The organism is Niabella sp. CPT15-335-S11 (assembly GCF_058792415.1).
Window position 1 is genome coordinate 996,895 of sequence record NZ_JBYTEI010000002.1, and the last position, 15,038, is coordinate 1,011,932.

The window sequence follows — 15,038 nt, forward strand, 5'->3', positions numbered from 1 at the left end:
ATCATGGGCGTTATGCCTTTCGCAGTAATGGATCTGATCGCAGGTTAAACATATTTTTTGACATTATCACTACACGGAATTAAATGGACAATTTTTTACTCTTAATGAAACAGGAATTACTGGTAACAGTCATTATTTTCTTCCTGCTTTTTAAGAAAATCGCGGCAAAGGAATGGAGCAACAAATCCCTGGTTACATGGATGAATATCCTGCTGACCATCAACCTGATCGCCGGATTTATCCTGCCTGCAACGGGGAACCTGTTTGGGACAATGTTTGTGACCAACAACCTGATCAGCTTTGAAAAGACGATACTGAACCTGGGTGTGCTGATCATTTCGCTTCAGTCCTATAACTGGTTATCAAAGCACAAGCACGCCGCGGAGTTTTATATCCTGATACTCTCCACGCTTTTGGGTATGTTCTTTATGATCAGCTCGCGCAATTTGCTCATGTTCTATTTGGGACTGGAACTCGCCAGTATTCCACTCGCATCGCTCGCAAACTTCGACCTGGAAAAAAGAACTTCGTCTGAAGCGGCGATGAAGTATATCATGTCTTCCGCATTCGCTTCAGGACTCCTGCTATTTGGTATTTCGCTGGTTTATGGCGCCACGGGAACACTTGACTACGCTGCTTTACAGAGCGGCGTGGTATATAGCCCGTTGATGATCATGTCGTTTATCTTTATTCTTTCGGGATTCGGTTTCAAGATTTCAGCAGTGCCTTTTCACTTGTGGGCAGCCGACGTGTATGAAGGTGCACCGGTTTCTGTAACTTCCTATTTTTCGGTCGTTTCTAAAGGCAGTATGATCTTTGTGATGGCGACCGTTTTTTTCACAGCTTTCGGAAATCTTCAAACCGACTGGTACCGGATGGTTGCACTGCTTGCTGTTGCTTCGATGACAATCGGTAATCTCTTCGCGCTCAGACAACAAAACCTGAAGCGGTTTCTGGCGTTTTCTTCTATCTCACAGATCGGTTTTGTTCTGATCGGCATTCTGGGAGGCAAAGATATTGGCGTGAGTTCATTGATCTATTTCGTTTTGATCTACGTTTTCTCCAACCTGGCTGCCTTTGGTGTTGTGGCTGTGGTTAGCGAGGTTGCGGGCCGTGAAAATATCCGCGATTTCAAAGGCTTTTATAAGACGAACCCCACACTCAGCTGGATCTTCGCCATCGCGCTTTTTTCATTGGCCGGGATTCCTCCTACAGCCGGTTTTTTTGGTAAATTCTTCCTGATCCTTTCTGGCGCGGGCGGTACAGGAGACTACCTGCTGATTACGATTGCCGTACTGAATATGGTGATCTCGCTCTTCTATTACCTGAAGATTGTAAAATCGATTTTCATGGATGAAAACCAATCACCCATGGAACGCGTTAAAGTAGGCAGATCACCAATGATAGGCATGGCTATTTGCATTGCGGGCATTTTTGTCACGGGAATTGCCAGCAGTATTTACGATTATATCAGCACGCTGGTTAAAACGATGTGGTAAGATAAGGCTCAATGATGAACTAGTCTTTTATCGATTTCTTTTACCCAAAAAAACGGAACATGGCGATCAATAAAAATCACGAATTTGAGGAATTGGATGGCATTAAATGCGCTATCGTGGAAAGGAATATTTCTGCTGAACGGGCGATGTTCCTAAAAAATTTACTCGTGAATAACGGATACACGGTTGTGATGATACCAGCACCACCACCGAAAACGGCAGCAGCAAAGACAACAAGTCCCGCTACACCGGCACAGGAAACGGCATCCACCGATCAGGCAACTCAGGCGCCGCCACCGGAACTGTTTACGCTTGGCGTAACAAACCTGGCGTTTAATCCAACCAATGCGATTTTTGGCAGATTATTAAAGACGCCAAACGGCCATGTGGTCACCCAGGCATACTGGAACCAGGAAGAGGACCAGCCTGCTGTTGAGGAAACGCCTTATTATGAACATACTGAATTGAAATCGCCGGATGTTACTAAACAAAACTGAACAGGAGAATGGATTGAGAAAATAGGTTCAACAGGTGTTGGAACGGTATATGTTTTTAAAGGGCTTGGCAAAGCCTCAAAAAGGGAATAAACAATGGACTCGTAAAGGGCTCAAATAAAGGGAATAACCTCAAAAATCAACGTTCTAAACGATGTCTGTCAATACTTTATAATTTTGTCAAAGGGCTCACAAAGGGCTCAACCTAACTTATAATGAAGAGCTCAAATAATCTTAGACGATGAAGAAACGCTGCGTCAACAAATTTTTGCGCCTCGCTTTTAGCTCGCAAACCAGAAGTTTTACTGCCAAGTGTTAGTATTTGATCAATTTTCCCGAACTTTATACTATGCGGTCACTTCTTGTTTCGGGAGAATCCCCCTATTTCAGACTTGAAACGTTCTTGGCGGGCGTTGCCTTTACTGCGCTTGTCCTCCTCGTTCTTAAATTTCTGGCGAGGGGTAATCGCGATAATCTTGACGAAATACCTGAAGACGCCGAAGATGAGATCGAGTGAATTACGAATGATCAATTACGAATTTTTGAAATAAGAATATTTTTGCCGGAATGAAAATTGTTGCGTTGCCAGGGGCATAATGGCTAATATTAAATTTCCAATTTGAGAATCAGGATATTCATCCTTCAAAGTTTTGACTTCCGGGCAGACTCCCTTTGACGAAGAAAATCACCTGGGTTCGCAATAGGGGATAATCGCAAAGCAGTCGATAAAAAAAGGAACCTTCTCAGGTTCCCTTTTGTAACTAAGCAATTATGATTGGACTATAGCCCCGTCAATGTACGCAGTCGGTCCCATTTATTCAGCTTCATCTCTTCTGCTTTCTCCAGGAACTCGGCGGCCCTTGCGGGATCTTTCTGTTGGATAATTTTGAATCTGTTTTCGTGGTACATGAAATCACTCAGCGGAATCGAAGGATCTTTGGAATCCAGCACAAATCGCTGTCCTTTAGGCTTCAGCGGATTATAGTGGAACAGGGGCCAGTAGCCACTCTTCACTGCAAACGATTGCTCCTCGGCGCCTTTGCTCATATCAATTCCATGTGCTATACAATGCGCGTAGGCAATAACTATTGACGGCCCTGGATAAGCTTCCGCTTCAATAAGCGTCCGCAGCGTATGCGCATCATTTCCCGCCATGGCAATTTGCGCCACATAGGCCGTACCATGAGCTATGGCTTGCAGGGGCAGGTCTTTCTTACCGGTAGTCTTTCCGTTCACACTGAATTTGGCGCTTGCACCAAGTGGTGATGATTTTGAAGTCTGACCACCTGTATTGCTATACACCTCGGTATCCAATACCAATATATTTACATTTTGATTCGTGCTGAGCACATGATCAAGGCCGCCGTATCCGATATCGTAAGCCCATCCGTCACCACCGATGATCCAGATGGATTTCTTTTCCAGGAAATCGGCAAGATGGTAAAGATTTTTCGCCGAAACGGAACTTTCATTCTTCAGTCTCTCTTTCAATTGCTGTACCAGCTCATGTTTGGCCTGAATTTCAGCGTCGGTTGACTCGGTCGCCGTAATAATCTTCGTGACCAGATCTTCGCCAATAAATGGTCGGAGCTCATCCAGTAATTGAAGAGCCATATCTTTTTTCTTGCTCGTAGCAAGAGCCAGACCTAGGCCAAACTCGGCATTATCTTCAAAGAGACTATTTGCCCAGGCCGGACCAACTCCTTTTGCATTTTGCGACCATGGAGTGGTAGGCAGGTTCCCTCCAAAAATTGAGGTGCATCCTGTTGCGTTGGCCACGATCATTTTTTCCCCAAACAATTGCGTGAGCAGTTTGATATAAGGCGTTTCACCACATCCGGAGCACGCGCCGCTAAATTCAAACAGCGGTTGAAGAAACTGTGAACCTTTCACGGTGTTCCTGTTGACCACGGTACGATCTACTTCAGGAATTTCGAGGAAGAAGTCCCAGTTCTTGCGTTCAGCTTCCTGAATATCATTTTTGTCCATCATGTTGATGGCTTTATGTCCAGGCTCGGTCTTGCTGAAAGCCGGGCAATATTCAACACACAGTGAACATCCTGTGCAGTCATCCGTAGATACCTGAAGTGTGTAAGCCTGTGTTTCTTTATTCCATTCCTTGCCAATTGGAGCAACGTGTTTAAAAGTCTCCGGTGCATCAGCCAGCAGCGCTTTGTCGTAGACCTTCGGCCTGATACTTGCGTGCGGGCAAATGAGGTAACACTTTCCGCATTGGGTACAGAGATTTTCATCCCAAACAGGTACAGCATCTGCAATATTTCTCTTCTCCCACTTGGTCGTTCCGCTGGGGTAGGTTCCATCTATCGGGAATGCACTTACCGGTAGCTCATCGCCCTCGCCAGCAATGATCTTTCCCAAAACCTCCTGCACAAACTCAGGCGCACCAGGTGCAACCGGATTACCCAACGGTGTGTCGCCCACACTGTATTGGGAATAGTCGATCTCGTACAAACCGCTCAACGCCATGTCTACGGCTTCGTAGTTTTTCTTCACAACGGCCTCGCCTTTCTTGGAATAGGTCTTGTATGCCGCCTCTTTAATTTTTGCAATGGCTTCTTCGCGGGGCAATATATTGCTGATGGCAAAGAAGCACGTCTGTAAAATAGTATTGATCCGGTTTCCCATACCAGCCTCTTTAGCCACGGTATAGGCATTGATCGCGTAGAGCTTGATTTTTTTGCGGATGATCGTTTCCTGAACGGGCCCCGGTATCCTGTCCCAAACTTCTTCTTTCGGATAAGGTGCGTTCAGCAGGAAGGTTGCTCCATCCACGGCATATTTCAATACATCGTAAATAGCCAGGTAGTTGAAATGATGGCAGGCAATAAAATTGGCAGAGTTTATCAGGTAGGTCGATTCGATAGGCGCCTTTCCAAATCGAAGATGCGATACTGTGAGCGATCCCGATTTCTTGGAATCATATACGAAATATCCCTGTACGTGGTAATCAGTCTCGTCGCCAATGATCTTGATAGAGTTCTTGTTGGCACTTACTGTACCGTCTGCACCCAATCCGTAAAACAAACCACGGAAAACATGCTGGTCCTCAATTGAAAATTCCTTATCATAGGTCAGGCTGGAAAAAGTCACGTCATCGTCGATACCTATGGTGAAGTGATTTTTTGGCTTTTCCTTTCCCAGTTCGTCGAAGACGGCTACGACCATGGATGGGGTAAACTCTTTGGAAGACAACCCGTAACGACCACCAATGACCTTTGGACGAATGACATTATCCGTCTCATTCAGCGCATTGACAACATTCATATAGAGCGGCTCGCCAATACCATTTGGCTCCTTGGTGCGGTCGAGCACGGCAATACCGGTAACCGTCTTTGGAATGGCATTTACGAAAGCAAATACATCCAGCGGACTAAACAACCTCACAACCACAACACCCGTTTTCCGTCCTTTCGCGTTCAGGTAATCAACGGTTTCTTTTACAGCGCCGGTTCCTGAGCCCATGATGACAATCACCTGTTCAGCTTCCGGATGACCATAATATTCATACAATTGGTACTTCCTGCCGGTAAGTGTTGCGAACTGATCCATGGTCTCCTGCGTAATGCGCGGGAGGTTATTGATATAGACATTACCAGCTTCACGGCTTTGGAAGAACACATCAGGATTCTGAGCAGTACCCCTGATGAATGGTTTTGCCGGGTTGAGCGCGCGGTTGCGGTGCGCATGAATCGCGTCCATATCCAGCATCTGCGAAATCACTTCGTCCTTAACCACTTCCACTTCGTTCAGTTCATGCGAGGTGCGGAAACCATCGAAAATATTCAGAAAAGGCACCCTGGCCTTCAGCGTGGTGGCGTGGGCGATCATCGCCATGTCCATCACCTCCTGCGGGTTATTTCCAAATAACATGGCAAAACCGGTAGAGCGGCAGGCCATCACATCGCTATGATCTCCAAATATCGATAATGCATGCGTGGCCAGCGTCCTGGCAGCAATATGAAATACAGTTGGCGTCAGCTCACCTGCTATCTTGTACATATTAGGGATCATCAGCAGCAAACCCTGTGAAGCGGTGAAGGTGGAAGCCAGCGTTCCTCCCTGTAAAGCTCCGTGAATAGTACCTGCAGCGCCAGCCTCACTCTGCATTTCCATGATTTGAGGTACATTCCCGAAAATATTTTTTAATCCCTTGGCGCTCCATTCATCCGCCCACTCCCCCATTGTGGAAGAAGGTGTAATGGGGTAGATAGCGCACACTTCACTACATTTATAAGCAATGTAAGCGGCGGCCTCATTGCCATCCATTACTTCAAATTTTGGCTTGACAACCGATGATGTGGGAGTACTATTTTCCATAACGATGTACAGTTTTTAATTGAACGTCAAAATTACCACTATTCTAAAAGTCAAAAAATGACTTATATCAGGTTTAAACATTCCATTCATTAGGTTTTAAGAACCCCATACAGCATATACCTTCAATTCAATCAGCAAACGGGCAAATAAACGGAGACAGCTAGCCCCGAGGGAAAATGTCGCGTAAGTCTATCACTTCATGCAATCCACTGAAGAGATACAGTTTCCCGGTAGCCACCTCTTTACATTCATAGCGTGTCCTTCTTAGTTTTCCCTTGCGGAATCGCCGGCCACTGCTCAATCCAAAATCAGCCCCTTCGGGAAGCTGCTCCAGGAGCAGGATCCCATCCACCTTATGATCGTAACGGCGCAAAATCCGCTGAAGACCTTCTTCTGCACAGGCAGATGCTCCGGGATTACTCAGTGAATCTTTGAGCTCAGCTTCGATATCGGCCGGAAAAACCTTCTTCTCTACAAAACGCGCCAGGATATTTCCATAAACGCCTTTCCATTCCTTCCCGTGTGCCCGAACCCTATTACCGTATTGTTCAAAGGTTACTAAATGAGCCAGCTCGTGCAACAGGGTCACCAGAAAAGCGAATGGGTTTAAATTGCCATTTACGCTGATGCGATGAGTGCGGGTGTCTATTTTATGCCGGTAATCTCCCAGGATGGTGTCCCTGCGACGGGCGACAGTCAAGTGCACTTTGTAATGAACCAGGTAGGCCAGGACATCATCGTAGGTCCCGGGGGGCAGGTAGCGGGCCAGGGCATTAAGGGGGACTTCCTTCTTAGGCATCTTGCTTTTCTCTGAGTATTTTCCGCAGGGCGGAGGTTTCCAGGATTGCGTATAAAGCATAAATACCCAGGCATATGAATAAAGCAGGCCTGCTGACCGTTCCTTTGCTGGTATATATATAGAAGAATGCGGCAACAGCAATTACTGCCAGCCTGATCAGGAAACCCGAATAGAAAACGCGCACAAAAACATGTGGATTGGGATCATAGACTGCTCTGACCGAGCGCCCTAACGTAAATACTGCCACAAGGAAAAGGATCAGGTTTCCACCCAAAATCACTAAATAGTCGGTACCATGACCCGCCAGAAAGTTTCTGAGCAGAAAAATGGCGCCGGTTAGAACCAGGAAGGCCGTAAACATAAGCCGGATAACGGGCCCGGTAGTCTGCTTTGTTTCTTTATTTGACGTCATGATCTTTTTTCATTCGGGTTGTCTCCCTGTAAAGCTCAAAAAAGGTTCCCGCCAGGGCCAGCAAAGGTAATAATATTATGAGCAAGGGGGAACTATGCAGTCGTTTATCCAATTTCAGACCGGCAAAAACAGCGATCCCCAGTGTTGTTATAATCTGGGCAGTCAGGCTCGTGTACCGTATCCAGGTGCGGTAACGGTCGTTCTTGTTCAGTTTGGGGTCCATCACTATCTAAAACTAATAAATAGTTAATATCCGGGAGGGAAAAGATATTCACGCGAGCAGGAAGCCTTCCGACCAGCTCAATTAACTATTTTTGAATTTTACCAAAAGATACTTTTAATTTGGCTTTCAAATACTGAAGGTTTTTTAATCCTTTTTAATGGCGCAAAAGAAAAAACAGATGAGAAATTCCGTCAGGATATTCTGGCGTTTATTTTTTTTAGGACTGGGCTTTTTTATCCTGATCGTGGCATTGGCGAACTTTGGCGTGCTGGGAAAAATGCCGTCACTTGCTGAACTTGAAAATCCTAATCTGCTACAGGCATCAGAAGTCTATGCGACCGATGGTACCCTGATGGGCAAATATTACCTGCCCGACGGAAACCGGACAGTCGTGAAATACAAGGATATCTCGCCCAACATTGTAAACGCACTGATTGCCACGGAAGACAAACGGTTTTATGTGCACTCAGGAATTGATTTGAAAGGCACGCTCAGAGCTGTCATGCTCCTGGGCAGGGAAGGAGGCGGCAGCACCATTACCCAGCAATTGGCGCTGGCGCTTTTTAATCGCCGTGCTTCCAACCGTGCTATCCGGGTGATTCAGAAACTCAAAGAATGGATTATTTCCATCAAACTGGAAAGAAATTTTACCAAGGAAGAGATCATCGCACTGTACCTGAACGCCGTAGCCTTCAGCGATAATATCTACGGTATCCGGAACGCCGCAAAAACATTTTTTCAAAAGGAACCCGACCGGGTGAATATGGAAGAAGCCGCCCTGCTGGTCGGTATGATCAATGGCCCGGGTATCTATAATCCCCGGCGTAACCCCAAAGCCTCCCTCGACAGGCGAAACGTTGTCATTGCCCGAATGGTGGAAAACGGCAACCTGAACGCGGACCAGGGATCCAGACTGCAATCTTTACCTATTACGCTGAACTATAAAAAAGTAGATGAAAACATTGGATACGCACCCTATTTCCGGGACGTACTTCGCGATGAAGTAAAAAAAGCCATTAAAGGACTGGAAAAACCTGACGGTTCATCCTACAATATATATGAAGATGGACTGAAAATATACACGACGATCAACCCGCAGATGCAAACCTATGCCGAGGAAGCGGTGACCGCTCAGTTACCTAATCTGCAGCGGGCCATGATGCGGCAATCGTTTATCAGGGACGGGTCGGTCTGGAAAAACAGGCAAAATATCCTGGAAAGAGCGATGAAGGAGAGCGACCGGTGGAAAAATCTGGCAGATGACGGACTGAGCGATAAAGAAATCCGTGCCAGTTTCGACAAAAAAGTACCGATGAAGGTGTTTGCCTGGAATGCCGCGAGGCAGAAAGATACAGTCATGACGCCCTTTGATTCGATTAAATATCACCATGAACAGGTGCAAACCGGGTTTATGGTGATGGATCCTGTAACCGGCGAAGTGAAGGCCTGGGTGGGAGGAATCAGTTTTAAGACCTTCAAATACGATCACGTTAATCTGAACACTAAACGACAGGTTGGTTCTGCCATCAAACCACTCCTGTACGCTCAGGCTGTTGAAGAAAGAGGATTTTCGCCCGAGACAGAAGTGATCGATGCACAACAAAATTTCGGGAACGGACAGCTTGTTCCGGCAACCGCCAAAACCTGCACCGGGAGGACCATGACCATGGCGTCTGCCCTTGCCTGGTCCAGGAACTGTGCCACCGCCTATATCATGAAACAAGTGGGAGCTCCTCAGTTTTCTGAGTTTTTACGCAGAATAAATATTCCGACGCGGGTCCCGGCCTACCCTTCCATCGCCCTCGGCGCCTGCGAATTATCCCTCTTTGAAATGATGTGGGGTTATTCCATTTTCGCGGGTCGCGGATTTTCAACCAAGCCTTATTTTATATCCCGCATCGAAGACAGGAATGGCAATGTCATCAAACGTTTTGATTATAGTGTAAACCGGAAAGAAGCGATCAGTGAAGCCACCGCTTATACAATGACCCGGATGATGCAGGGTGTTGTGGACAAAGGTACTGCCAGTGGACTCAGAGCCCGGTTGGGTGCGGCTGAAATGGCGGGAAAGACCGGTACGACCAACGATAATGCCGACGCCTGGTTCTTTGGTTTTGTTCCCCAGTTGATGGGAGGTGTTTGGGTGGGCAGCGACGACCGGTTCATCCGGAATGAAGGCGCAGGCGGATTTGGTGGCCAGGCGGCCCGACCGGTGTGGGAGTATTTCTTCAAAAAAGTCTATGGCGATCCTTCGCTGGGTATCAACCGCGACGAGAAATTTGTGGAACCCCCCACGATGAACAATGATATCCTGATGGCCGATCCATCCCTGTACGTCACTGAAGATAATCCTGAGCCCGGAGCAGCCGGAGAAAATGTTGGCGTAGGCAGCGAACAGGATTACATGCAGAACAATAATGAGTACATCGGCCCCGAATCCAAGCCACTAGAAAATAAGGACAAGATCACGAAAGATACTTCCCGAAGGGAACCTGTAAAAGAAAAACCGAAGCCGGTGATGGAGGAGCCCAAACAGAAAAAGGGAATTTTCAGGAAAATATTTGGTAAGAAATCTCAAAAAGAACAACAGCCACCGCCTTCACCGAACGAATAGACAATCGAAAAAAAATTTCTGATTCATGGCAGAAGTCTTCCTGATTCCCACCTACCTGCATGAGGATGGCATGTCTGCCCTTCCCCGGTACATTATTGAAACCGTCGAAAAATGCCAGGTATTGTTTGTGGAAAATCAACGAACATCCCGGCGGTACCTGAAAAAACTTAAAAAGGAGATCGATATCGATCGTTTTGAATGGTTTGAAACCGGTAAAGCCGAAGATGCCGTTCTGCAGGACTTTGCGAAAAAGATCAGCGAAAATAAGTCGATCGGGATAATGAGCGAAGCGGGTTGCCCGGGTGTTGCGGATCCGGGTCAGTTGCTGGTCGCCCGGGCGCAGGACCTGAACGTGCCCGTTATTCCTCTTGTGGGCCCAAATTCCATCCTCCTGGCGCTGATGGCGAGTGGCCTGAATGGCCAGCAATTTTGTTTTAAGGGATATTTGCCCATCAACCCTCAGCAACGCATCGGGGCGATACGTGCCGTTGAAGCCGAATCGGTAAAATCAAACAGCACCCAGATCTTTATAGAAACTCCCTATCGTAATAACCAGTTGGTCTCCGCATTACTGCAGTATTGCAAAGCGGAGACCAGGCTCTGCATAGCGGCCAGCATCACGGGTCCTGATGAATATATTAAGACAAAAACGATCTCCCAATGGAGAAAAGAATCCATCGATCTGCATAAAAAACCGGCAATTTTCCTATTAAAAGGGTGACGAGGGCGGAGGTGTGGTCATCGAAAGGATACTATCTACCACATACCTGGTATTTCCCCGCCATGGGATAATTCCATTGAATTCCTTGTAATGCAGATCGAAACGCTTTCCGCTGTGGATAGCCAGGGAATCAAAGATTCTTTTACTCTCGATCGAAAATTCGAATTCATTGGATTGGATCGATCCATCGGTCTTTCCCCTGCCAATTCCTTCCTGAATTAGTTTACCTTCGTAGGTTTTGAATAATTGACCTTTCCTGACGGCATAATTCAGTACCCCGGATTTGACCCCCTCGCCGAAGACAAAGTAATATTTCCAATAAAAATACCCTGCAGATGCGAGTATAATGATAATCAGCAGATAGACAAGAAACCGAAAACAGCCCCGTTTGCGTTTGGGCTGTACCTGATTCTCAGCAACTAAGGTAGGCATAGTGAAATTTTTAAGATAAAAAATGCAGCCTGCTATTGATAATTGCATTATTTTTGCGCCTCGAATTTACAATTTGTTTTTTAATGAATCGTTATTCACACCATACTAAACATTTCACCTTCCACCGCGATATTACCAGTGGGGTTTTTGCGGTAGGGTTTGATGTATTCAGCCATTCCCCAAGGCCTCAGCATTGTCGTACATGCTGGCAGTCCAACCCCTGACCAGGGCGCCTGTCAGTGAAAAACATTCCGGCAAATTCTATTTAAGGGCTGGTCGCCAAATTCATTTTAACAACAAATTCAATGGATAACAAGGAAGTCATCGTGCGGCAGGCGGTACCGGCTGACAAAAAATTCTCCAAAACCATCACCGACGAAATGGAGTCCTCCGCCAAAGCGAGAGGTACAGGTATCGCTAAGAGAAGTCCCGAATATATTGACAAAAAAATTGATGAGGGGAAAGCAGTGGTAGCCGTCACAAAGGATGGTGATTGGGTGGGTTTTTGCTACATTGAGTCCTGGTCTCATGAAGAATACGTGGCCAATTCGGGGTTGATCGTATCCCCCGCCTACCGTAAAAGCGGCGTCGCAAAGCAGATCAAGCAGACCATCTTCAAGTTGAGTAGGGAAAAATACCCCAATGCCAAAATCTTTGGTCTGACAACGGGGCTGGCAGTCATGAAGATTAATAGCGACCTGGGATACGAACCGGTCACCTATTCTGAACTGACACAGGATGAGGAGTTCTGGGACGGATGTAAAAGCTGCGTTAACTATCCGATCCTGGTGAGCAAGGAACATAAAAATTGTCTCTGCACGGCGATGTTATATGATCCCAAAGACCATTACGAACCCGCAGAAACCAAGGCTTATTTCGAAAAAAACAAACCAGGTCTGGAACGGCTCCTGCGGTTCAAGCAATGGAAATTTCTTAAATCATTCAGAAGAAAAAATTCTTCCGATAAAAAAAGTCCCGGCATATTGAGTGTAATATTCAATATGCTGTTTAACTAAAATCTTAATCTATTTCCGATGGCTAAAAAAGTGGTGTTAGGGTTCAGTGGTGGCCTGGACACGTCATTCTGCGTAAAATACCTTTCTGAAGAAAAAGGATACGAAGTTCACAGTATTACCGTGAATACCGGGGGTTTCAGCAGAGATGAAGAAGAAAAGCTGGAAGCCCACGCCAGGAACCTGGGCGTAAAGTCTCACAGGACAGTCAACGCGGTAAAAAATTATTACAATAGTATCATTAAGTACCTGGTTTACGGAAATGTACTTAAAAATAATACCTATCCGCTCAGCGTTTCGGCGGAAAGACTTAGCCAGGCGCTTCATATGGCTGACTACGCCAAGGCCATCCATGCGGATGCGGTGGCCCATGGGAGTACCGGGGCCGGTAATGACCAGGTTAGATTTGACATGATATTTAATATCATGATCCCCGACCTTGAAATCATAACACCCATCAGGGACATGAACCTGAGCCGCGAATCCGAGATCGAGTACCTGAAAAGTAAGGGTGTGGAAATGAATTTCCAGAAGGCACTTTATTCCATTAATAAAGGACTTTGGGGCACCAGCGTGGGAGGCAGGGAAACACTGAATTCACGGCAGACTCTCCCGGAAGAAGCCTGGCCAACCCAGGTAACAAAGACCGGTTCCGAAGAACTGAAGATCAGTTTTGAAAAGGGTGAATTAGTGCAGATAAACGATCAGAAATTTGATCATCCGTCGGATGCCGTTCTGTTTCTGCAGCAGATTGCCGGACCTTACGGAATTGGCAGGGATATTCACGTGGGTGACACCATCATTGGCATTAAAGGGAGGGTTGGATTTGAAGCAGCGGCGCCGATGCTGATACTGAAAGCCCATCACGCGCTTGAAAAACATGTGCTCACTAAGTGGCAGTTGCAATGGAAGGATCAGATTGGACAGTTTTATGGAAACTGGCTGCATGAAGGCCAGATACTTGATCCTGTGATGCGTGATTTGGAGGCGTTTCTGGAAAGCAGTCAGCAAAACGTCACCGGACATGTCTACCTGAAACTTCATCCTTACCGGTTTGAAGTGATCGGTATCGAAAGCGATTTTGACCTGATGAACAGTGCCTTTGGAAGCTACGGGGAACTGAACAAAGGCTTTACAGGAGAAGATGTGAAAGGCTTCACGCGGATCTTTGGAAATCAGGTTTCCATTTTTCATAAGGTGAAGGATTCAGTTGAAGGTACCGGGCGTTAACATCTTCTATTTTTCATTCATTTATTTTGGCAGGGCGCTGAAACCGGATAAGGGCACTTCGAAAGCCGCTACCAGCCTGGCTTCCCGTGAATACTGGTCCTCTTAAATTACAGTCTGGCTGAACGAAGGAGTTGCAATAAAGGTGCAGCCCGGGGAGTAGAGAGCGCTTCTTTCCCAGGATTTTCGTAACTTTCCGGCTCACAGTTTTTTATTTAATCTCAAAATTTTGGCTATGCAAATAAGGGCAGGAATCATTGGTGGCGCAGGGTATACCGGTGGCGAATTGATCAGATTGTTGATTAACCACCCAGATGTCGTGATCAGTTATATCCATAGCCGGAGCAACGCGGGGAAGTTCGTGTACGAAGTACACGCTGATCTGCTTGGCGATACAAAGCTTACATTCACCAACGCGTTTACCCAGGATATTGATGTACTTTTCCTTTGTTTGGGTCATGGCGAATCTACCCGCTTTCTGAAGGAAAACAAATTCAATGATTCGATCCGGATCATTGATCTGGCCAATGATTTCCGGCTTGTCAAAGATCGTCGGCAGAGTACTTTCAACCGTGACTTTGTTTATGGCCTGCCTGAGCTGAACCTGGCAGAAATTAAATCGGCCTCAAATATTGCCAATCCGGGTTGTTTTGCAACCACTATTCAACTGGGCCTTCTGCCCTTGGCAAAGGAAGGTTTGTTACATGAGATCTATACGACGGGCATTACCGGAAGCACCGGCGCGGGGCAGTCGCTCTCAGCGACTTCGCACTTTAGCTGGCGCGCGAATAATATCCAGGCTTACAAGACCCTGACCCATCAGCACCTTGGTGAAATATGCGAATCTATTTTCCAGCTTCAGCCGGATAGCGATGTTGAGCTGAGCTTTGTACCCTGGCGCGGAGATTTCACCCGCGGGATTTTTGTGAGCTCTACCATCGCTACTGACCTTTCACTGAATGAGCTGTATATTATTTTCGAAAAATTTTATGAAGGCCGACCGTTTGTTCACGTTAGCCGGAGCCCTATTTACCTGAAACAAGTTGTAAATACCAATAAGATCCTGGTACAACTGGAAAAAGCCGGCAGTAAGCTGGTGGTCCATACAGCGGCAGACAACCTGCTGAAAGGTGCCAGCGGACAGGCTGTTCAGAACATGAACCTGTTATTCGGGCTGAACGAAGAAGCCGGTCTGAAGTTGAAACCTGCAGCTTTTTGATTCAAATCTGTACTCACTTCAGGCCGATGTATACTGAAAAAGCCGGT

Annotated in this window: 13 protein-coding genes; 8 read left to right on the forward strand and 5 right to left on the reverse strand. The window is 46.6% G+C overall.

The annotated features are described in order from the left end of the window. The first annotated feature begins 104 nt into the window (after window positions 1-104). The 3 genes from AC3WS5_RS10575 (at window position 105) to AC3WS5_RS10585 (ending at window position 2,510) form a co-directional block, all read left to right on the forward strand. Entirely contained in the window at window positions 105-1,499 is a 1,395-nt protein-coding gene (locus AC3WS5_RS10575) for an NADH-quinone oxidoreductase subunit N (RefSeq protein WP_492467340.1), read from the forward strand. 59 nt (window positions 1,500-1,558) lie between these two features. Further along, complete coding sequence (locus AC3WS5_RS10580) at window positions 1,559-1,996, forward strand: hypothetical protein (protein ID WP_492467341.1); 438 nt, start codon at window positions 1,559-1,561, stop codon at window positions 1,994-1,996. 346 nt (window positions 1,997-2,342) lie between these two features. Further along, entirely contained in the window at window positions 2,343-2,510 is a 168-nt protein-coding gene (locus AC3WS5_RS10585) for a hypothetical protein (RefSeq protein ID WP_492467342.1), read from the forward strand. Between the two features lie 263 nt (window positions 2,511-2,773). Here AC3WS5_RS10585 and nifJ read toward each other — a convergent pair whose 3' ends face one another. From nifJ to AC3WS5_RS10605, 4 genes are all read right to left on the reverse strand, one after another. Beyond that, a complete protein-coding gene (nifJ, locus tag AC3WS5_RS10590) occupies window positions 2,774-6,331 on the reverse strand; it encodes a pyruvate:ferredoxin (flavodoxin) oxidoreductase (RefSeq protein WP_492467343.1) in 3,558 nt (1,185 codons plus the stop codon). Window positions 6,332-6,491: 160 nt separating this feature from the next. Then, entirely contained in the window at window positions 6,492-7,130 is a 639-nt protein-coding gene (locus tag AC3WS5_RS10595) for a SprT-like domain-containing protein (protein ID WP_492467344.1), read from the reverse strand. Further along, a complete protein-coding gene (locus AC3WS5_RS10600; RefSeq protein WP_492467345.1) occupies window positions 7,123-7,542 on the reverse strand; it encodes a hypothetical protein in 420 nt (139 codons plus the stop codon). Before AC3WS5_RS10600 ends, AC3WS5_RS10595 begins: the two co-directional genes overlap by 8 nt. Beyond that, entirely contained in the window at window positions 7,529-7,765 is a 237-nt protein-coding gene (locus AC3WS5_RS10605; RefSeq protein WP_492467346.1) for an AtpZ/AtpI family protein, read from the reverse strand. The genes AC3WS5_RS10600 and AC3WS5_RS10605 overlap by 14 nt, the downstream gene beginning before the upstream one ends. 157 nt (window positions 7,766-7,922) lie before the next feature. On the opposite strand from AC3WS5_RS10605, the gene AC3WS5_RS10610 reads away from it, so the two are divergent. Further along, window positions 7,923-10,379, forward strand: a complete 2,457-nt coding sequence (locus tag AC3WS5_RS10610) for a transglycosylase domain-containing protein (RefSeq protein WP_492467347.1) — start codon at window positions 7,923-7,925, stop codon at window positions 10,377-10,379. 25 nt (window positions 10,380-10,404) lie between these two features. Next, window positions 10,405-11,100: an SAM-dependent methyltransferase gene (locus AC3WS5_RS10615; RefSeq protein WP_492467348.1), complete on the forward strand. Its 696-nt coding sequence runs from the start codon at window positions 10,405-10,407 to the stop codon at window positions 11,098-11,100. On the opposite strand, the gene AC3WS5_RS10620 is transcribed toward AC3WS5_RS10615, so the two are convergent. Further along, window positions 11,089-11,532, reverse strand: a complete 444-nt coding sequence (locus AC3WS5_RS10620) for a hypothetical protein (RefSeq protein ID WP_492467349.1) — start codon at window positions 11,530-11,532, stop codon at window positions 11,089-11,091. The genes AC3WS5_RS10615 and AC3WS5_RS10620 overlap by 12 nt on opposite strands. 305 nt (window positions 11,533-11,837) lie before the next feature. On the opposite strand from AC3WS5_RS10620, the gene AC3WS5_RS10625 reads away from it, so the two are divergent. The 3 genes from AC3WS5_RS10625 (at window position 11,838) to argC (ending at window position 14,991) form a co-directional block, all read left to right on the forward strand. After that, window positions 11,838-12,548 (forward strand): GNAT family N-acetyltransferase, encoded by a 711-nt coding sequence (locus AC3WS5_RS10625; RefSeq protein WP_492467350.1) that lies wholly within the window; start codon window positions 11,838-11,840, stop codon window positions 12,546-12,548. Window positions 12,549-12,566: 18 nt separating this feature from the next. Next, complete coding sequence (argG, locus tag AC3WS5_RS10630) at window positions 12,567-13,775, forward strand: argininosuccinate synthase (protein ID WP_492467351.1); 1,209 nt, start codon at window positions 12,567-12,569, stop codon at window positions 13,773-13,775. A gap of 232 nt (window positions 13,776-14,007) precedes the next feature. Next, entirely contained in the window at window positions 14,008-14,991 is a 984-nt protein-coding gene (gene argC / locus AC3WS5_RS10635) for an N-acetyl-gamma-glutamyl-phosphate reductase (protein ID WP_492467352.1), read from the forward strand. The last annotated feature ends 47 nt before the right edge of the window (window positions 14,992-15,038 follow it).